Consider the following 16,902-nt stretch of genomic DNA (forward strand, 5'->3'; position numbering starts at 1 on the left):
GGTACGACCTTGTCCGCTGGCGGACTGGCCTGCATGTTTGCATCGGCTGGACTGCTATCGGGCAAGGTCATACTGGTCACCGGCGCCAGCAGCGGTATCGGCGCCGCTGCCGCGGGAGTCTTTGCCCGTGAGGGCGCGGCGAGGACGCGCAGCGCGCGGTCGACGCGGCCGTCGAGCGGCACGGGAAGCTGGACGGCGCCTTCAACAACGCGGGCACCGGCGGCAACCCGGAGCCCCTGCACACCACGGGCGACGACGTCTACGACCGCATCGGCGCGGTGGCCTCGGTGAGGTGCGCGGGGCGGGGTCCGTGCTCCGCCGCGGCGGACTCCGCCGCGTACTGCTCGCGGTAGTAGCCCGGCTGCTGGAGCAGTTCGCGGTGGGTGCCGCGTTGCGCGATGCGGCCGTCGCGGAGCACCACGATCTCGTCCGCTTCCTCGAGCCCCAGGATGCGGTGGCTCACCAGGAGCAGCGAGCGGTGGCCTGCCGCGGCAAGTGCGTCGGCGAGCACGGCGCCCGCGGCCGCCGGGTCGAGCGACTCCGTGGGTTCGTCGAGGACCAGCACCGCGGGGTCGGCGAGCAGCGCGGCGGCCAGGGCCAGGCGCTGACGCTGGCCTCCCGCCAACTGGGCGGCGTCGTCCCGCACTTCGGTGTCGAGCCCGGCGGGCAGCGCCCGCACCCACGCGGCCGCGCCCGCCCGCTCAAGGGCGTCCCACAGCCGTGCCTCGTCCGCGTCCGGGCGGCCGAGGAGCAGATGTGCGCGGACGGTGCCGGCGAAGACGTAGTGGTCCTGGGTGAGTCCGGAGACGAGGCGCGGCCGCAGCTCCCGTCCGGGGATCCGGTCCACCGGGACCCCGTTGAGGCGTACCTGTCCGGCCGACGCCGGGACGAAGCCCAGCGCGACGGCGAGCGCCGTGCTCTTGCCCGAACCGCTCGGCCCGACCAGGGCGACCCGGCGCCCGGCGGTGAGCGTGAGCCCGAAGTCGCTCAGGGCCGGCCTGACCGCCCCCGGGTGGACCACGGTGACGCCGGTGAACTCCAGGGTGAGAGGGCCTTCCGGCACCGGCAGCGGATCGTCCGGCTCTGGCACGGCGGGCCTGGCCCGAAGCACCGCCCTCAACCGCCGCAGCGCGCTGCCGAGTTCGCCGAACTTCTCGGCGGCCGCCTGCACGGGCACGGCCGTCTCCAATGCCGTGAGCGCGGCCAGGGTGAGGACGGCGGCGGCGACGGGGCCGAGGCGTCCTTCGGCCTGGGCCCGCGCCGCGAGCACCGCGACCGCGGCCGTGGTCGCCAGCTGGGTCAGCAGCCCCGCCGCGGTGACCGTGGCCCCGCGGCGTGCCGCGGAGCGTTCAAGGCGGGCGACGTCGCGGGCCGCGTCCTGCTCCCGCCGCTCGGCCGCGGCTGCCGCGGCCGCCCCGCACACCGCGAGGTCCTCGCGCCCCTCGATGGCGTCCACGCCACGCACGGCGAGCTCCGCGCGGGCGGCCACGAGCCGGGTCCGCACCCGGTCGAGGGTCAGGGCCGTGAGGAGGGGAAGGACCATTACACCCATGAACAGGCCGACGCCCAGGGCGAGTCCGGCCTCGGGGAGCTGAAGCGACGCCCATGCGGTGACGCCGCCGCCGACCACGAGCGCGGCGAGCGCCGGAAGCGCCACCCGCACCGTGGCGTCCTGCACCGCCTCCACGTCCGCGACCATCCGGGTCAGCAGATCGCCCCTGCGGAACGCGGGAAGCCCGGCGGGGGCCAGCGGCTCCAGGACGTCGAAGAAGCGGCCGCGCACCCTGTCCATGATCCGCAGCGCGGCGTCGTGCCCGGCGAGCCGCTCGGTGTAGCGCAGCGCGCCGCGCGCGATGGCGAGGGCGCGCACCGCGACGACCGCCAACGAGAGGGTGGCGAGCGGGGGTTGTTCCGAAGCACGGCAGATGAGCCAGGCCGCGGTGGCGGTCAGCGCGACCGCGGCGGCCTCGCACAGGGCGGTGGCGACAGCGGCGAGGGAGAGCCGCAGCATGGGCTCGGCCAGGCCGCTGCGGGGAGCGGATGCTTTCACCGCGTGAACCGTCCTTCCGTGGCGGTGAGGACCTGGCGTGTTGTCTCGCCGTCGGGGCGGTTCTTCGGTTCGCCGAGTCGCGGCGCGGGCGGCCCCGCCAGGCCGTTGCGGGGAACGGATGCTGTCACCGTACGAACCGTCCTTCCAAAGCGGGGCGGGGCTGTGGCGTGGTGTCGCCGATGCGGGTCACGGTGTCGGCGTATTCCATGACGCGGGGGCGGTGTGTGACCACCAGCGCCGTTGTGCCCGGCAGTGCGTGCAGGGCGGCGAGGATCTGGTGCTCCGTCTCGCAGTCCAGGCGTGCGGTCGGTTCGTCGGGGCGCAGCACCGGCCACCCCGCCAGACCGCACCCAGGAGCGGAGGCTGTCACCGTACGGACCGTCCTTCCAAGGCGGTGAGGGGTTCGGGCGTGGTGTCGCCGATGCGGATCACGGTGTCGGCGTTCTCCATGACGCGGGGGCGGTGTGTGACCACCAGCGCCGTTGTGCCCGGCAGGGCGTGCGGGGCGTCGGGTATCTGGTGCTCCGTCTCGCAGTCCGGGCGTGCGGTCGGTTCGTTGGGGCGCGGCACCGGCCACCCCGCCAGACCGCACCCAGGAGCGGAGGCTGTCACCGTACGGACCGTCCTTCCAAGGCGGTGAGGGGTTCGGGCGTGGTGTCGCCGATGCGGATCACGGTGTCGGCGTTCTCCATGACGCGGGGGCGGTGCGTGACCACCAGCGCCGTTGTGCCCGGCAGTGCGTGCAGGGCGGCGAGGATCTGGTGTTCCGTCTCGCCGTCGAGGCGTGCGGTCGGTTCGTCGAGCAGCAGCAGGGCCGGGCGGCGGAGCAACGCCCGGGCGAGCGCTACGCGTTGGCGTTCGCCGGCGGAGAGCTGGAGTCCGCCGTCGCCGAGTCTGGTCGCCGTGCCGTCCGGGAGCGCGTGGACGAAACCGGTCGCGCCCGCCTCCTCCAACGCCCGCTCCACCTCGGCGTCGGTCGCGTCCGGCCGGCCGAGGCGTACGTTGTCGGCGAGTGACGTGGCGAAGAGGTACGGGCGTTGCGGCACCACCCCGAGGTGCGCGGTCCACGCGTCGCCCGGCACGGGGGACAGGGGGGTTCCCCCGACCCGGATCTGGCCGCCGAGCGGCGGGAGCAGCCCGGCGAGGGTGCGAAGGAGCGTGGTCTTGCCCGCGCCGCTCGGGCCGGTCAGCGCGTGGCAGCGCCCCGGTTCGAGCACCAGGGAGAGCTCGGTGAGCGCCGGGGCCGCGGCAGAGAAGCCCACCGTCAGCCGGTCCAGGACGATCGGAACGCCGGCCGGGTCGGGGGCGCCGGGCAGTCGCGGGGACGACGGCTCGGCGGGGGCAGGTGACGCCTCCCGGATACGGCGGGCCTGCGCGAGCACGGTCTTGCCGTCCTGGCTCGCGTGGAAGCGGGTGGAGAGGGTGCGCAGCGGCCGGTACGCCTCCGGGGTGAGGAGGAGGATCGCGAGCCCTGCCGAGAGTTCCATGCTGCCGGACAGGAGGCGGAATCCGACGGGTACCGCGATCAGCGCCACCGCCAGGGTCGTCATCGTCTCCAGGACGAACGAGGAGAGGAACGCCTGGCGCAGGGTGGCCATGGTGACCACCCGGTGCTCGGCGGAGACCGAGCGGATCCGCCGGGCCGCGTCGTCCTGCCGCCCGAAGACGCGCAGGGTGGCGAGACCGGAGACCGCCTGCAGGAAGTGCCCGCCGAGCCGGAGCAGCAGGGCCCACTGCCGCTCCGTACGCGCCTTGGTGTGCATCCCGACCAGGGCGAGGAGCAGCGGCACGAAGGGCAGGGTGGCAAGGACGGTGAGCCCGGACGGCAGGTCCAGGAACAGCAGGGTGCCCACGATGACGGGCGGCGCCAGCACGGCGTGCGGCAGCACGGACACCGTGCCGGCGACATAGCCGTCGAGCGCGTCGCCGCCGCGGGTCAGCAGCGCCACCACGTCGGCCGTGGGCGGGCCGGTGCCGCGGATCCGGCCGCGCCCCGCTGCCTCGGTGAGGCCGGCCCGCAGGGTGCGCTTCACCTCGGCGGCCACCGTCGCCGGATACCAGCGGTCCCACCAGGCGAGCGCGCACCGGCCGACGACCACCCCGGCCGCCAGGGGCAGCGGGAACGACGCGAGCGCCCGGCGGGCGCCGACGGCGAAGAGGTCCGCGAGCAGCTGGGCCAGGAGCAGCGCCTGAGCGACGGTCAGGAGCGTGGCCAGCGCCGCGGAGACCGTGCACACGGCCAGATACCGCTTGATGCCGGGGTGGATGCGGACCAGCTCCGGATCGAGCGGCCCGCTGCCCCGCGTACCGTCCGTGCTGCCGCGCCCGCCGCCCCGGCTCCCCTGCCTACCGCGCCCGCCGCCCCGGCCCCTCTGCGTACCGTCCTTCACGCGACCGCCCCCGCCTCAGTGGAATGCGGGCGCGGCCGCCCGCTCCTCGGTGGTGCGGAACAGCCACCACATCCGGATCTGCACGGCGATCACAAGGAGGAGCACCGGCCCGGCGGTCCACGTGATCAGCGCGAGGGACGTGCTGTCCGCGGCGAGGTCCTGGACCGCCGTGGCCGCGGTCCCGGAGTCCGAAGGGGTCACCAGATAGGGGTACTTGGCGGCAAAGACCGCCACCGGGAGCAGCCCCACGGCCGTGGCGGTGGCCGCGAACGACTGCCAGGGGCTGCCGCCGGACATCCGGCGGTGGGCGGCGAACAGGGCCACCCCGGCGGCGGCCATCAGGAACACGGCGATCCAGGGCCTGCGCAGCGCGTCGCCGTCGAAGTGCCCGCCCGCCAGGCCCGCGAGGACGGTGACGGCGGCCAGCGCTCCGCCGGCGGCCCCCAGCGGCCCGGTGATCCGCGCCGCGCGGGCCGCGCTCTCCCCGGTGGTGCGGGCGGCGGTGAAGGCCGCGCCGTGCGCGGCGAACAGCGCGACCGCGGCGAGTCCGCCGAGCAGCGACACCGGGCTCAACGAGGCACCGCTGCCGGTGACATGGCCCTCGCCGTCGATGTCGAGTCCGCCGGCGACGGCGGTCAGGAACCCTCCCCAGCCGAAGGCGGCGGCGATGCCGGCGACGCAGATCGCCACGTCCCAGCGGCGCCGCACCGCCAGGTCGGGGTGCCTGCTGCGCAGCATGACGGCGCTGGTGAGGACCAGCGCGCCGCTCAGCGCGGTGAGCGCGAACGGGGCGGCGCCGACCAGGAGTTGGGTCTTCAGGCCGGGGAGTGTGCCCACCAGGATGCCGACGGAGACCAGCAGCCAGGCCTCGTTGCCGAGTAAGAAGGGGCCGAGCCCGCCGAGCACGGTCCTGCGCTCGCGGTCGGTGCGGGCGGTGACCAGGAGGGTCGACCCCACCCCGTAATTGGCGCCGGCGAGCATCAGATAACCGGTGAACAGGGCGATGAACCCGATCGTCCACAGGGTCGGGTAACTCATGGCCAGGGTGCTCCTTGTCTGGGGGAAGGGTGTCCGGGGCGGACGGGGTGGCCGGGGCGGCCGGGACCGGCCGGTTCCTGCCGCTAGATCAGTACGCCGTCGCGCTTCTCGTCGTCGCGCCCGCCGTCGCCGCGCCCGCTGTCATCGTGCTCGCCGTCCTCGTACCCGGCCTCTTCCGGCGCCTGCTCCCAGAGGTCGGCCCGCTGCGGGCCGCGCATCGCCGTCTTGCCGAGCAGCCACCAGTCGAGGACGAGCAGCGCGGTGACGAGCAGTCCGAGCACCACCAGGGAGACGGTCAGCTGGGTCGTGGTGAGCGAGGGGGTCAGGGCCTGCTCGGTGGTGAGGATGTCGTCGATGACGAAGGGCTGCCTGCCGTACTCGCGCAGCACCCAGCCCGCGATGTTGGCGACGAAGGGCAGCGCCATGACGAACACCAGGGTCCGCTGCAGCCCCCGCCTGGTCAGCATCCGGTCGTCGCGCAGGGAGATCAGCGTCCAGATGGCGACGACCAGCAGGACGAGCCCGATGATGATCATCGAGAAGGCGCTGATCTGGACCAGTGGCCCGGACGGCAGCTCGACGCCGTCGCCGAAGCGCTTCACCAAGGCCTGCTGGAAATCGGCGAGTTCGGCGTCCTTGCCGTCGACGAGGGCCTGCTTGATGGGCTGTTCCATCTCGACGCGCTCCATCTGGAGCGCACCGCTGCCGCCGACCAGGACGGTTCCCCAGAGCGCTGCGTGCGCGCCCATGCGCATCGAGTGCCGCAGGAATTCGTCGGAGGCCCGGCCGCGGCGGCGAAGGAGCACCGAGACGCCGAGCATGAAGAAGCCGCCGACGCCGATGGCTCCACCGATGACGTGCAGTACGGCGATCCAGGCGTTGGCGTTGGTGAACAGGGCCAGCGGGTCGTCCAGATGGAGCTCGCCGCCCCGCATCTCGTACGCGACCGGGTTCTGCATGAAGCCGTTGGCGAGCAGCGCCCAGATCGCCGACATGTAGGCGGCCGCCGCGACGATCCAGATGCAGGCCAGGTGGGCCTTGGCGGGAAGCCGCTGCCAGCCGAAGATCCACAGGGCGAGGAAGGTCGACTCGACGAAGAAGGCGACCACGGTCTCCACGGCGAGCGGGGCGCCGAAGACGCTGGCCGCCATGTTCTCCAGGCCCGACCAGTTGGCGCTGAGCTGGTACTCCATGGCGATGCCCGCGGCGATGCCGACCGCGTAGTTGATGACGTAGAGCGTGCCCCAGTACTTCGTCGCCTGTTTCAGTGCCGGGTCGCCGGTGCGCACCCAGCGGGTGTGGTTGATCGCGACCATGACCACGAGCCCGAGCGTCAGCGCGACGAGCAGGTAGTGCACGCCGACCGTTAACGCGAACTGAAGGCGCGCCAGTTCCACGGTTCCCATGCCGTATTCACTCCAAGTGATCGGTCCGTCATCCGGCCGGAGTGGCCGCCGGCAGCCATGTTAGTGACCATGGTTTGTCTATACTAGATTTTCTATCAACACTAGACATTGGGTCGTCGATACCCCTATGGCCGACCGGTACGAGAATCCTCTTCGCCGGCGTCGGCAACTTCGGTCGCGTGCACCCCCTCCTTCCCCTGGCGCTGGCCGTGCGGTCGGCCGGACGCGAGGTCCGGTTCGCCACGGGCGAGCAGTTCCATCCGATCCTGAGCGCCGTGGGCCTGGAGCCGGTGACGGCAGGTCGTTCCGTCCCCGACGCGTTCATCGAAGCAGCCGGCGGTCAAGCCTTCCTTGAGTCGCAGGGCGGCGACATACACCCGAGCGAGCTGCCCCCCGAGGTGCTCACCGCCCTGGGCATAAAGGCGTTAGCTCCTCGTTGGTGTGCGGGCCGTACATGTCCGCGGTGTCGAGGAGGTTCACGCCCAGTTCGAGCGCCCGGTGGACGGTCCTGACCGCCTCCGCCTCGTCCGAAGTGCCGAATTGGATTCTATCATTGATAACAAATCTTTCGACGCTATATATGCTAACGTCGATCGCATGACTCCCAGAGAGCGTCGACTGCGTGAACAGGCGGAACGCCGGCGGCTGATCCTGACCACGGCCCGGGAACTCGCCGAGGCCGAGGGGTGGGACGCGGTGACCACCCGGCGTCTCGCGGATCACATCGAGTACAGCCAGCCGGTCCTCTACCAGCACTTCAAGAACAAGGACGCGATCGTTCACGCGGTGGCCCTCGACGGCTTCGGTGAACTCGCCGCCGGACTGCGCGAGGCCCGTCTCGCGGGCGAGGGCCCCGAGGAAGCCCTGCGCCGCGCGGCCCGCGCCTATCTGGACTTCGCGGCCGCCAACCCGATGCTCTACCAGGCGATGTTCACGCTCTCCGTAGGCCTCGAGTTCGCCCAGGAAGAGACTCCGCAGCAGATGACCGACGCCTTCGGGGAGATCATGTCGGCGGTCCGGCCCCTGGTGGGGGACGGGGACGCCGAGCTGCAGACCGAGGTCCTGTGGTCCGCCTGCCACGGCCTTGCCAGCCTCACCTGGGGCGAGCGGCTGCGGCCCGGCCTCGCGGACGAACGCCTCTCCGCCCTCGTGGACAGCTTCGTGGCCAGGAGCGTCCCCCGCGTCTGAGGCGACGGGGCGCGGGGGACGCTCCCCGGTGACCGCGGGCAACGTCAGGCCGCCCGCGGAGCTTCTGCGTGCCAGGTCACCGAGAGCCCGGTGTAGACGTAGCGGCTCGCCTCGATGCGGAGCAGGAACAGGCGCTGTCCCGGCTGGATCCGGCCCGACACCCAGCCCGCGTCGAGCGAGAGCGGCACGGCCGCGGACCCGGTCGCGCCCACCTCGGTGAGGTTCTCCACGATCCGGCCCTGCAGCGTCTCGTAGCCCGCGGCCGACAGTCCTGCCTCCCCGAACTCGCTGGAGAAGTACTCCGCGTCGCCCTCCGGCAGGACGAGGCGTCCACCTCGTCGAGCGACCAGCCGGAGCGCCGCAGCAGGTCATGGATGGCCGTGACGAAGACCTTCGGGCCGAAGGTCGAGGTGCCGGGCACGTCGATCTTCATCTCCAACAGCCGCTTGCGGCGCTGCTGTTCGGCCTGCGCGACATCCGTACCGCCGCCGATGATCTGCATGCCCGGCTTGCGCAGACCGCCCATGCAGTCGTTGACGAAGGCGAACTCGCCCTGGGCGCCCGCCGCTTCACCGGCCGGCTCGGCGCACAGCAGCACGGCGCCCGCACCGTCGCCGAACGTGTACAGCGTGAGCCGGTCGCGCATCCGTACGCTCTGCGGGTCCTTGCCCAGGTAGATCGGCGCGAGTGGCGGGGAGATCGACTCGCTGCCGATCACCAGGGCCGTGCGCGCGGTGCCGTCGGCGAGCTGCCTGCGGGAGATGTCCAGGGCCTGCACCGCCCCCGCGCAGCCGGCTCGTACCTCGATGGCCGCACAGCGTTCGAGCCCCAGGTAGTGCTGCACCGTGGTCGCCACGTTCGGCAGCAGATGCTCCGGGCTCGCCGTCGAGACGACAAGCAGATCGACGTCGCCGGGCTCGAGGCCTGCCCGGTCAAGGGCCTGCCGGGCGGCGCTCTCCGCCATCCGGCTCGTGGTGGTCAGATGCTCGCCGGTGGCCGGATCGGCCATCCAGTGCCGCGTCCTGACCTGGATGCCCGCCAGTATGTCGTCGGGCAGCGGCCCGCCCAGCCTCTCCAGGGCGGCGTTGTCCAGCGGATCACCGGGCAGAGCCGAAACTGCCCAACTCCCGAGCTATACATGGGGAATGGCAACCTTCGTACTCATCCACGGCGGCGGCGACAGCGGCTGGGCCTGGCATCTCCTCGAAGCCGAGCTGCGCGCCCGGGGCCATGAGACCGTCGCCCCGGACCTGCCGTCGGACCAGCCGTCGGCGGGCCTCGGCGACTACGCGGATGCGGTCGTCGAGGCTGTCGGTGAGGCCGTCGGTGAGCGGCGGAATCCCGTGGTCGTCGTCGGGCATTCCTACGGAGCCTTCACCGCGCCGCTGGTGACCGAGCGGCTCCGGGCCGGCGTGCTGGTCCTGCTGGCCGGGATGATCCCGGCGCCGGGCGAACGGCCGGACGACTGGTGGGAGACGACCGGCTGCAACGAGGCCCGGGAAACGGCGGGCCTGGCGGCCATCGAGGACCCCTTCGAGAGCTTCTACCACGATGTTCCGCGCGGCCTGGCAGAGGAGTCCATGCGCAGGGAACGGGAGGAATCCTCTCGGGCAGGCAACGAGCCCTGGCCGTTGGCGGCCTGGCCGGACGTACCCACGAAGTTCATCGTGTGCAAGGACGACCACTTCTTCCCGCCCGAGTTCTTCCGCGGCCTCGCACGAGCGCGGCTCGGCATCACGCCCGACGAGATCGGCGGCGGTCACTGCGTCGCGCTCAGCAGGCCGAAGGAGCTGGCGGACCTGCTGGTGGGGTACGTCCAGGAGTGACCGCCGGGCTGACGACGCCCAGTTCGTGGCGAATCCCGACGCGTCGTGGCGAGTCGTGGCGAGGGGCTATGGGCTATTCCACCGGCAGTCGCCCGATCCCGGACACCGGCCCGAGATGGCCGATCTTGTCGGGGTTCGAAACGGAGTGGATCGCCCGGACCACGCCGTCGGAGATATCGAGTTCGACCACACTGGCGACGCGCCCTTCGGCGTCGTACGTCACCGCGCCCGGCCGCCCGTTGACCCGGGCCGGCCGGAGGGCGGCGCCGAGCTTCCTGACCCGGCGGACCCCGCCGACGAACAACTGTCCGACGCGCCGCGGCTCGGTCACCGGGTTCCTGGTCGCCCGCGCCTTGCCGCCGCCGTCCCCGTGGAACACCACTTCGGGCGCGAGCATGCCGAGCAGCGCGTCCAGGTCACCGCCCTCGGCGGCCGCGAAGAACCTACGGGCGAGCTCCTCGCCCTCCGCGCGCCGCGCCGGGGCCGGCGTGCTGCCGGCATCCGGCGCCCCGGCGGCGACGCGCTTTCTGGCCCGGGCGAATATCTGCCGGCAGTTCGCCTCGGACTTGCCGGTGCTGCTCGCCACGTCCGGATAGCCGTACCCGAACACCTCGCGCAGCATGAACACCGCGCGCTCCACGGGGGAGAGGTTCTCAAGAAGCACGAGGAACGCCATGGACAGCGAGTCGGCCAGCTCGGCGTGCTCGGCCGGCCCGGGCCGCTCGGCGGTCACGACGACCGGCTCGGGCAGCCAGTTCCCCACGTAGGTCTCGCGCCGCACCCGCGCCGAACTCAGGTAGTTGATCCCGAGCCTCGTCACCGCGGTGGTCAAGTACGCCTTCGGGGCGGTGATCGCGGTACCTGCCTGGTGCGCCCGGGTCAGCCCGAGGAAGGCGTCCTGCACGATGTCCTCGGCGTCGCCCACCGACCCGGTCATCCCGTAGGCGATGGAGAACATCAACGCCCGGTAGCCACCCGCACCACCCGCGTCGGCCCCATCCATCACATCCGCCCCACCCATCGCATCCGTTGATCCCGGCACGGACCCCAACCCCTCCTTGGTGAGACGCACGTCACACCCCCCGCCGTCACAGCTTGCCGGGGTGCCCTGTCTTAGAGGAGCAACAGCGAACAACTGGCCCGACAACCCTGCAAGGACAAAGCCATGAACCTCGCCCTGTGGATCGTTACCGGACTGCTCGCCGTCGCCTACCTGCTCGGCGGCGGCTTCAAGGTGATCACGCCGAAGGAGAAGATAGCCGCCAGTGGGGCCAGCGCGAGGTGGGTCGAAGATTTCAGCGACGGCGGCGTCAAGGCCATCGGGGCCGTAGAGGTCCTGGCCGCAGTGGGCCTGATCCTGCCCGCGGCGCTCGACATCGCCCCGATCCTGGTGCCGCTGGCCGCACTCGGCCTGGTGCTGCTGATGATCGGGGCGGCGACAGTCCGCATCCGCCGCCACGAGAACAAGCTGGTGGCGGTGGACCTGATCTACGTGGCCCTGGCCGCTTTCGTGGCCTGGGGCCGCTTCGGCCCCGAGTCCTTCGTGGGGTGACCTGGGGGCATCGAGGGCTGACCCGGGGCCGGCATCGAGGACTGGCCGGGCGCCTTCGCGCAAAGCGCCCCCGGCAGGACTCGAACCTGCGGCCAAGCGCTTAGAAGGTACGCGGGCCTAAGCGATGTGCTCACCCGCGTGTTCGCAGGTCGCCCACGAACGAAAATCGTCAAGGCGCTTGCTGTCGATTCCGGGATTCCTGCTCGATGGTCGTCTCGGGTGGCGAAGGCGCGTGCCGTCGGCCGGAGCCAGGGCGTTCGACAGCGGTGACGCCGAAACAACTAGACCGTGAGGTATTTAGGTACTATGGCGGCGGAGGTGTTGACGATGACGACGGCGGCGAAGTCGGTACGCCAGTCCCCGCTGAAGGTGGACCCGGCGACGGACAAATTGATCAGCCAGGGCGCTCATTTCCTGGGGTTGACGAAGAAGGACCTGGTGGCTGAGGCGGTCCGGGTGTATCTGGAGCAGCGCCGTGAGGATCTGCGGTCCGGCATGGTGGAGGCGCTCAGTGTGCTGGATGGCTCGCTGAAATCGGATGTGATGCTGCTGACCGGGCTGACCGCGGAGGAGATCGACGCGGTCGGGGGAATCGAGGAATGAGCGGACCCGGCCCGCTGCGCCCGGCCCGCCCGACGCTGCGCTGCTTACGCGAGGACTTGTGCCTCAAGGTGCCGCCGGTCACGGTGCCGCTGGACGAGATCGACCACCCGGTGCTGGCCAAGGCGTCCGAGCAGTTCGCGGACGAGGACGGCAAGCACGAACGCATCCGGTCCGTGGACGACCAGGTCCTGTTCAAGGTCAAGGTGCAGCGATGGCGCGGCGCGGTATGGCTGGACGCCGATCTGCCGTGGCTGGTCGCGGCGGGTCGGCGCGAGGACGGCTCGGGCGATGACTTCTATGCAGCCCTGGAGGCCGACGGCCGCGCCGTCCGGGCTCGCTACAACGCGGAACATTCCGACGGCCTGAAGACCGCGACACACACCGCTCACCTCCTGCCGGCACGCGAGGACCATGTCCGGTACCGCGCCGAGGCCGGTGTCCGCTTCGTGCGCCGCCTGCGGGCGACTCTGCTGGACCTGGCGCACGCCACGCTGCGCGACGGCCGTGAGCACACACGCGAGTTCGACACCTTCACTCTTGGCCTCCAGGTGCGTGCGGACGACGGCCACGAGACCTACCTTGCCGTCCGGATCACCGGCTCCGTACCGCCGAACCTGACCGTGCTGATCCTGCGCAACGTCCCCGGCTGCGAGGCTGAGGGCTGGTATCCGGAGTACGCCCTGCCTGAGCGAGACCTGCTCCCGGCCGAACAGGCGTGGTCCAACCTCATGGACCCACGCGCGGCTGCCCAGGTGCTGGGCGGGGAGCGGTAGCCAGGCATCCGTCGGCTCGAACTGCAACCCGATGTCGGGGTGTGTATCCACGATCGTGGACAGTCAAGGCGCTTGGTCTCACAGCGATGTGCATCCGGACATCAAAGAACCCCTCACGCGTTTCCGCAGGGAGAGGGTGTGTGCGCCCCCGGCAGGACTCGAACCTGCGGCCAAGCGCTTAGAAGGCGCCTGCTCTATCCACTGAGCTACGGGGGCCGGGTGGTGGCCGGTGGCCTGGAGCCCGGGTGGGACGAGCCGTGACCTTGCCGGGGACAAGGATAGGGCTCCGGGGTCCTTGTCCCTGGTGCTTCGCCTCCGCGGCACTATGTGGAGGTTCGGTGAAGCGGTCCTGATAATCGCAGGCAGGTACGAATCCTGCATCGCTTTTGGCGTCTCGCGCCCCGGGTGTTGTGCACTCGTTATGCCTGCGCCCCAGTCGCCCCTTCCGTCCCCTGTGTCCGATCGGCGCGCAGGGACGTCCATATGCTTCAGAAAGCCGCCAAAATTGGGCATTCTTCGCATGTGGTGACCTTGGACGTACCGCCTCAACTGCTCGACGCACTCTCCGCCCTGCGCGAGCGTGTCGCCGCCGCACGCTTTCCGCTCCCCCTCGCGGGGGCGCCACGCGCGCGTGCCAACCGCGACGAGCTACTCGCGCAGCTCGACGACTACTTGGTGCCCCGGTTGCGGGCCCCCGAAGCGCCGCTGCTCGCGGTGATCGGGGGGTCCACCGGGGCGGGGAAATCGACCCTCCTGAACTCTCTGGTCGGGCGGCGGGTCAGCGAGGCGGGGGTGCTGCGGCCGACCACCCGTACGCCCGTCCTCGTATGCCATCCGGAGGACCATCACTGGTTCGCCGGAATGCGCGTACTGCCCGAACTCACGCGCGTGTGGGTGCCCCGGCCGGAACCCGCCGACGGGGAGGAAGAGGCCGACGATCTCCTCGCGCCGCTCGGGGCGGACGGCGAGCGCGCGCTGCGGATCGAGACCGTGGAGACCCTGCCCAAGGGGCTCGCGCTCCTCGACGCGCCCGACATCGACTCGCTCATCTCCGACAACCGGATCCTCGCCGCCGAGCTGATCTCCGCGGCCGATGTGTGGGTCATGGTGACGACCGCGTCCCGGTACGCCGACGCCGTGCCCTGGCATCTGCTGCGTACCGCCAAGGAGCATGACGCCACGCTCGTCACCATCCTCGACCGGGTGCCGCACCAGTTGGTGAACGAGGTCTCGCGGCAGTACGCGGCGCTGCTCACCAAGGCGGGCCTGGGCGACGTGCCGCTGTTCACCGTGCCCGAGCTGCCCGAGTCCGCCGGCGGCGGGGGGCTGCTTCCGGTCACCGCCGTCGCGTCCCTGCGCGCCTGGCTCACCCACCGGTCGCAGGAGCCCAGGGCCCGTACGCAGGCGATCGCACGGACCGCGCGCGGCGTCATCCAGTCCCTCGACGTACGGCTGCCGGAGCTTGCCGGAGCCGTCGCCGCGCAGTATGCGGCCGCCCTGCGGCTCACCTCCGCCGTCGATGAGGCGTACGAGAGCGAGCACGCGCGCGTGCGGGGGCGGTTGCAGGACGGGGCCGTGCTCGCCGGGGACGCCCTGAAGCGCTGGCGCAGCTATCCCCTGGACTGCGGTGCCGGGGAGCTGCTCGACGCCGTCGGCGAGAGTCTGGAGGCGCTGCTGCTGTGCGCGGTGACCGCCGCCGACGAGCGGATCGACGACGCGTGGCGGCGCGAGCCGGCCGCCGGCGCCCCCGGGCTCATGGACCGTGTCCGTGTCCCCGAGAGCGCGGAGGACCGCATCGGCATGGCGGTGCGGCGCTGGCGGCGCGTCCTTGAGGAGTACGCCGAGGACGAGGTCCGCGGGCTCGACAGGCTGGAGAAGAACCTCGTCCCCGACCCCGAGTCGGTGGCCGCCCTGCTCGCCACCGCCCTGCTCGGCGGCCGCCGCGGCCGTTCGGCGGGCGAGACGCTCGCCGAACGGATCGGCGCCCATGGCGCGCTCCGGCTGCGGGACCGGGGCGGGCGCCTGCTCACCAGCTACCTCGACACCGTCCTCGGCGCGGAACGGGAACGACGCCTCGCCCCCCTCGACGCCCTCGACGTGAACCCCGAACCCCAGGCCGAACTGATCGCCGCGCTGTCCGTACTGCAGAAGGAGAGGTGACCGCGGTGACTGCCGTCACGGATCACACTGAGCACGAGCATGAGCGCGAGGACGACCCCGAGCGCGAGCGTGAGCACGACGAGCGTTCCGCAGGGCCCGAGGAGACGGGGGCTTCGGCGGACACGGGCCGCGGCTCCGAAGGCGTGTGGGACGACGGGCTCATCGCCCGCCGCGGCCCCGAACGGGGGGCGGGCAGCACCACCGAGGGGTACGCCCCGACGGACACGGGGTCTTCCGGAACCGGCTCGTCCGCCGCTCAGACACCCAGCACATCGACCGCGTACGACGGGCCCCTGCGCGCCCGGCTCGACGCCCTGCGGGAACTCGTCGGGCTCTCCCGCACCCGCCTCGACAGCGCCACCCTCGCCGAGGCGGGCCGGGTGCTCGACGAGGCGGCCGCCCGGCGCAGGCTCTCCGACCGGCACACCGTCGTCGCCGTCGCGGGCGCCACCGGCAGCGGCAAGTCGACGCTGTTCAACGCCCTTGCCGGGGTGACGATCTCGGAGGCCGGGGTGCGCAGGCCGACCACCGCGGCGCCCATCGGCTGCAGCTGGACCGACGGCGCGGCGCCCCTCCTCGACCGGCTCGGCATCCCCGGGCGGCTGCGCAGGCGCCCGCTCCAGGGGCCCGACGCGAAGACGCTGCAGGGGCTCGTCCTGATCGACCTGCCGGACCACGACTCGGCGGTCGCCGAGCACCGCGAGCACGTGGACCGGATCCTCGGGCTCGTCGACGCGGTCATCTGGGTCGTCGACCCCGAGAAGTACGCCGACGCGATGCTGCACGAGCGCTATCTGCGGCCCATGGCGGGCCACGCCGAGGTCACCTTCGTCGTGCTCAACCAGGTGGACCGGCTGCCCGGTGAGGCCGCCGACCTGGTGCTCGACGATCTGCGGCGGCTGCTCGACGAGGACGGCATCGCACTGGGCGAGCACGGCGAACCCGGCGCCACCGTGCTCGCGCTGTCCGCCCTGACCGGCGAAGGGGTCGGTGAACTGCGCGAGTCCCTCGGCCAGTTCACCCAGGGGCGCGGGGCCGCCGCCCGGCGGATCGAGGCCGACCTGGACGCCGCGGCCGACCGGCTGTGGCCGGTGTACGCGGCCGGTCCTTCCGGCGGGCGGGGCACGCGGCGCATCGGGCTCAGCGAGGAGGCGCGCGACGAGTTCGCCGACCGGCTCGCGGACGCGGTGGGCGCGGCGGCCGCCGGGCTGGCGGCGGAACGGGCCTGGCGGCGCACCGCGGGCAAGGCGTGCGGCACGCCGTGGCTGCGCCTTTGGCGTTGGTACGAGGCGCACCGCTCGCCGCGGTACGTCGGCTGGCCGGTGCCGGACCCCCCGCCGGACGAGGAGGCCACGGCCCGCCAGCGGGTCGAGAACGCCGTACGCATGGTGGCCGACGAGGCGGCGTCGGGGCTGCCCACGCCCTGGGGGCAGGCCGTGCGGGAGGCGGCCGTGCGCGGGGCGGAGGGGCTGTCGGAGGCGCTGGACGAGCTGACCGCGAAGGCCGGGGTGCCGAGGGGGCGGCCGCCGCGGCCCGGCTGGTGGCCGGTCGCGGTGTTCGCGCAGGCGACGATGACGCTGCTCCAAGTCCTCGGCGGGCTCTGGCTGGTCGCGCAGATCATCGGGGTCGCCTCACCGAACCTGGGGGTGCCGGTACTGCTGATGCTGGTCGGCATCGTGGGCGGCCCGGGCGTGGAGTGGGCGAGCCGGATGGCGGCGCGGGGACCGGCGCGGCGCTATGGCCTGGACGCGGAACGAAGACTGCGGGAGGCGGCCACCGGGTGCGGGCGCGCACGGGTGCTCGATCCGGTGGCGGCGGAGCTGCTGCGGTATCTGGAGGTGCGGGAGCAGTACGTGCGGGTTACGGGGGCGGGAGTGGGGTGAACGGAGGGCGGCTGGGCCCTGGTTGGTCCTCGG

16 protein-coding genes, 1 tRNA gene and 2 pseudogenes are annotated in these 16,902 nt (G+C 72.3%); 8 read left to right on the top strand and 11 right to left on the bottom strand.

The genetic code is table 11. The features are described from left to right. Positions 1 to 33 precede the first annotated feature (33 nt). Positions 34 to 266 (top strand): annotated as a pseudogene (locus OG453_RS10720) (short-chain dehydrogenase); the annotation flags it as partial. Here the strand turns inward: OG453_RS10720 and cydC are convergent. The 8 genes and pseudogenes from cydC to OG453_RS10760 all read right to left on the bottom strand — a co-directional run. After that, complete coding sequence (gene cydC / locus OG453_RS10725) at positions 260 to 2,011, bottom strand: thiol reductant ABC exporter subunit CydC (RefSeq protein WP_266869795.1); 1,752 nt, start codon at positions 2,009 to 2,011, stop codon at positions 260 to 262. The pseudogene OG453_RS10720 and the gene cydC sit on opposite strands and share 7 nt — an antisense overlap. A 35-nt stretch (positions 2,012 to 2,046) precedes the next feature. After that, entirely contained in the window at positions 2,047 to 2,178 is a 132-nt protein-coding gene (locus tag OG453_RS10730; RefSeq protein ID WP_266866813.1) for a hypothetical protein, read from the bottom strand. Continuing rightward, entirely contained in the window at positions 2,175 to 2,420 is a 246-nt protein-coding gene (locus OG453_RS10735) for a hypothetical protein (protein ID WP_266866814.1), read from the bottom strand. Before OG453_RS10735 ends, OG453_RS10730 begins: the two co-directional genes overlap by 4 nt. Beyond that, on the bottom strand, positions 2,417 to 2,662 hold the full coding sequence (locus OG453_RS10740) for a hypothetical protein (protein WP_266866816.1): 246 nt from the start codon (positions 2,660 to 2,662) through the stop codon (positions 2,417 to 2,419). The genes OG453_RS10735 and OG453_RS10740 overlap by 4 nt, the downstream gene beginning before the upstream one ends. Continuing rightward, entirely contained in the window at positions 2,659 to 4,440 is a 1,782-nt protein-coding gene (gene cydD, locus OG453_RS10745; protein WP_266866818.1) for a thiol reductant ABC exporter subunit CydD, read from the bottom strand. Before cydD ends, OG453_RS10740 begins: the two co-directional genes overlap by 4 nt. Positions 4,441 to 4,455: 15 nt before the next feature. Beyond that, positions 4,456 to 5,478, bottom strand: a complete 1,023-nt coding sequence (locus OG453_RS10750; RefSeq protein ID WP_266866820.1) for a cytochrome d ubiquinol oxidase subunit II — start codon at positions 5,476 to 5,478, stop codon at positions 4,456 to 4,458. 83 nt (positions 5,479 to 5,561) lie between these two features. Continuing rightward, the gene (locus OG453_RS10755) at positions 5,562 to 6,884 is read right to left on the bottom strand and encodes a cytochrome ubiquinol oxidase subunit I (RefSeq protein ID WP_266866822.1); all 1,323 of its coding nucleotides are present in this window, start codon (positions 6,882 to 6,884) and stop codon (positions 5,562 to 5,564) included. A gap of 426 nt (positions 6,885 to 7,310) precedes the next feature. Further along, a pseudogene (locus OG453_RS10760) lies at positions 7,311 to 7,415 on the bottom strand (aldo/keto reductase); the annotation flags it as partial. Positions 7,416 to 7,481: 66 nt separating this feature from the next. Between OG453_RS10760 and OG453_RS10765 the strand changes: the two are divergent. Continuing rightward, positions 7,482 to 8,072, top strand: a complete 591-nt coding sequence (locus OG453_RS10765; protein ID WP_266866824.1) for a TetR/AcrR family transcriptional regulator — start codon at positions 7,482 to 7,484, stop codon at positions 8,070 to 8,072. 76 nt (positions 8,073 to 8,148) lie between these two features. Here the strand turns inward: OG453_RS10765 and OG453_RS10770 are convergent, their stop codons facing one another. Beyond that, positions 8,149 to 9,081, bottom strand: a complete 933-nt coding sequence (locus tag OG453_RS10770) for a 3-oxoacyl-ACP synthase III family protein (protein ID WP_266866826.1) — start codon at positions 9,079 to 9,081, stop codon at positions 8,149 to 8,151. A 136-nt stretch (positions 9,082 to 9,217) separates the two neighbouring features. Here OG453_RS10770 and OG453_RS10775 point away from each other — a divergent pair, with 136 nt between their 5' ends. Beyond that, positions 9,218 to 9,898, top strand: coding sequence for an alpha/beta fold hydrolase (locus tag OG453_RS10775; protein ID WP_266866828.1), 681 nt, complete (start codon positions 9,218 to 9,220; stop codon positions 9,896 to 9,898). Positions 9,899 to 9,971: 73 nt separating this feature from the next. Here OG453_RS10775 and sigJ read toward each other — a convergent pair whose 3' ends face one another. Next, positions 9,972 to 10,901, bottom strand: a complete 930-nt coding sequence (gene sigJ / locus OG453_RS10780) for an RNA polymerase sigma factor SigJ (RefSeq protein WP_266866830.1) — start codon at positions 10,899 to 10,901, stop codon at positions 9,972 to 9,974. A 162-nt stretch (positions 10,902 to 11,063) separates the two neighbouring features. Here sigJ and OG453_RS10785 point away from each other — a divergent pair, with 162 nt between their 5' ends. The 3 genes from OG453_RS10785 (at position 11,064) to OG453_RS10795 (ending at position 12,826) form a co-directional block, all read left to right on the top strand. Then, positions 11,064 to 11,450, top strand: coding sequence for a DoxX family protein (locus OG453_RS10785; RefSeq protein ID WP_266866832.1), 387 nt, complete (start codon positions 11,064 to 11,066; stop codon positions 11,448 to 11,450). Between the two features lie 327 nt (positions 11,451 to 11,777). Further along, complete coding sequence (locus OG453_RS10790) at positions 11,778 to 12,053, top strand: hypothetical protein (RefSeq protein ID WP_062648491.1); 276 nt, start codon at positions 11,778 to 11,780, stop codon at positions 12,051 to 12,053. Next, positions 12,050 to 12,826: a hypothetical protein gene (locus OG453_RS10795; protein ID WP_266866836.1), complete on the top strand. Its 777-nt coding sequence runs from the start codon at positions 12,050 to 12,052 to the stop codon at positions 12,824 to 12,826. Before OG453_RS10790 ends, OG453_RS10795 begins: the two co-directional genes overlap by 4 nt. Positions 12,827 to 12,969: 143 nt before the next feature. Here the strand turns inward: OG453_RS10795 and OG453_RS10800 are convergent. Beyond that, positions 12,970 to 13,042: transfer RNA gene (locus OG453_RS10800), tRNA-Arg, on the bottom strand. Positions 13,043 to 13,348: 306 nt separating this feature from the next. Here OG453_RS10800 and OG453_RS10805 point away from each other — a divergent pair. Both OG453_RS10805 and OG453_RS10810 read left to right on the top strand, forming a co-directional pair. After that, positions 13,349 to 14,986 (top strand): dynamin family protein, encoded by a 1,638-nt coding sequence (locus tag OG453_RS10805; RefSeq protein ID WP_266866838.1) that lies wholly within the window; start codon positions 13,349 to 13,351, stop codon positions 14,984 to 14,986. Next, positions 14,983 to 16,869, top strand: coding sequence for a YfjP family GTPase (locus tag OG453_RS10810; RefSeq protein WP_266866840.1), 1,887 nt, complete (start codon positions 14,983 to 14,985; stop codon positions 16,867 to 16,869). The genes OG453_RS10805 and OG453_RS10810 overlap by 4 nt, the downstream gene beginning before the upstream one ends. Positions 16,870 to 16,902 lie beyond the last annotated feature (33 nt).

Source organism: Streptomyces sp. NBC_01381, assembly GCF_026340305.1.
Lineage (GTDB): Bacteria > Actinomycetota > Actinomycetes > Streptomycetales > Streptomycetaceae > Streptomyces.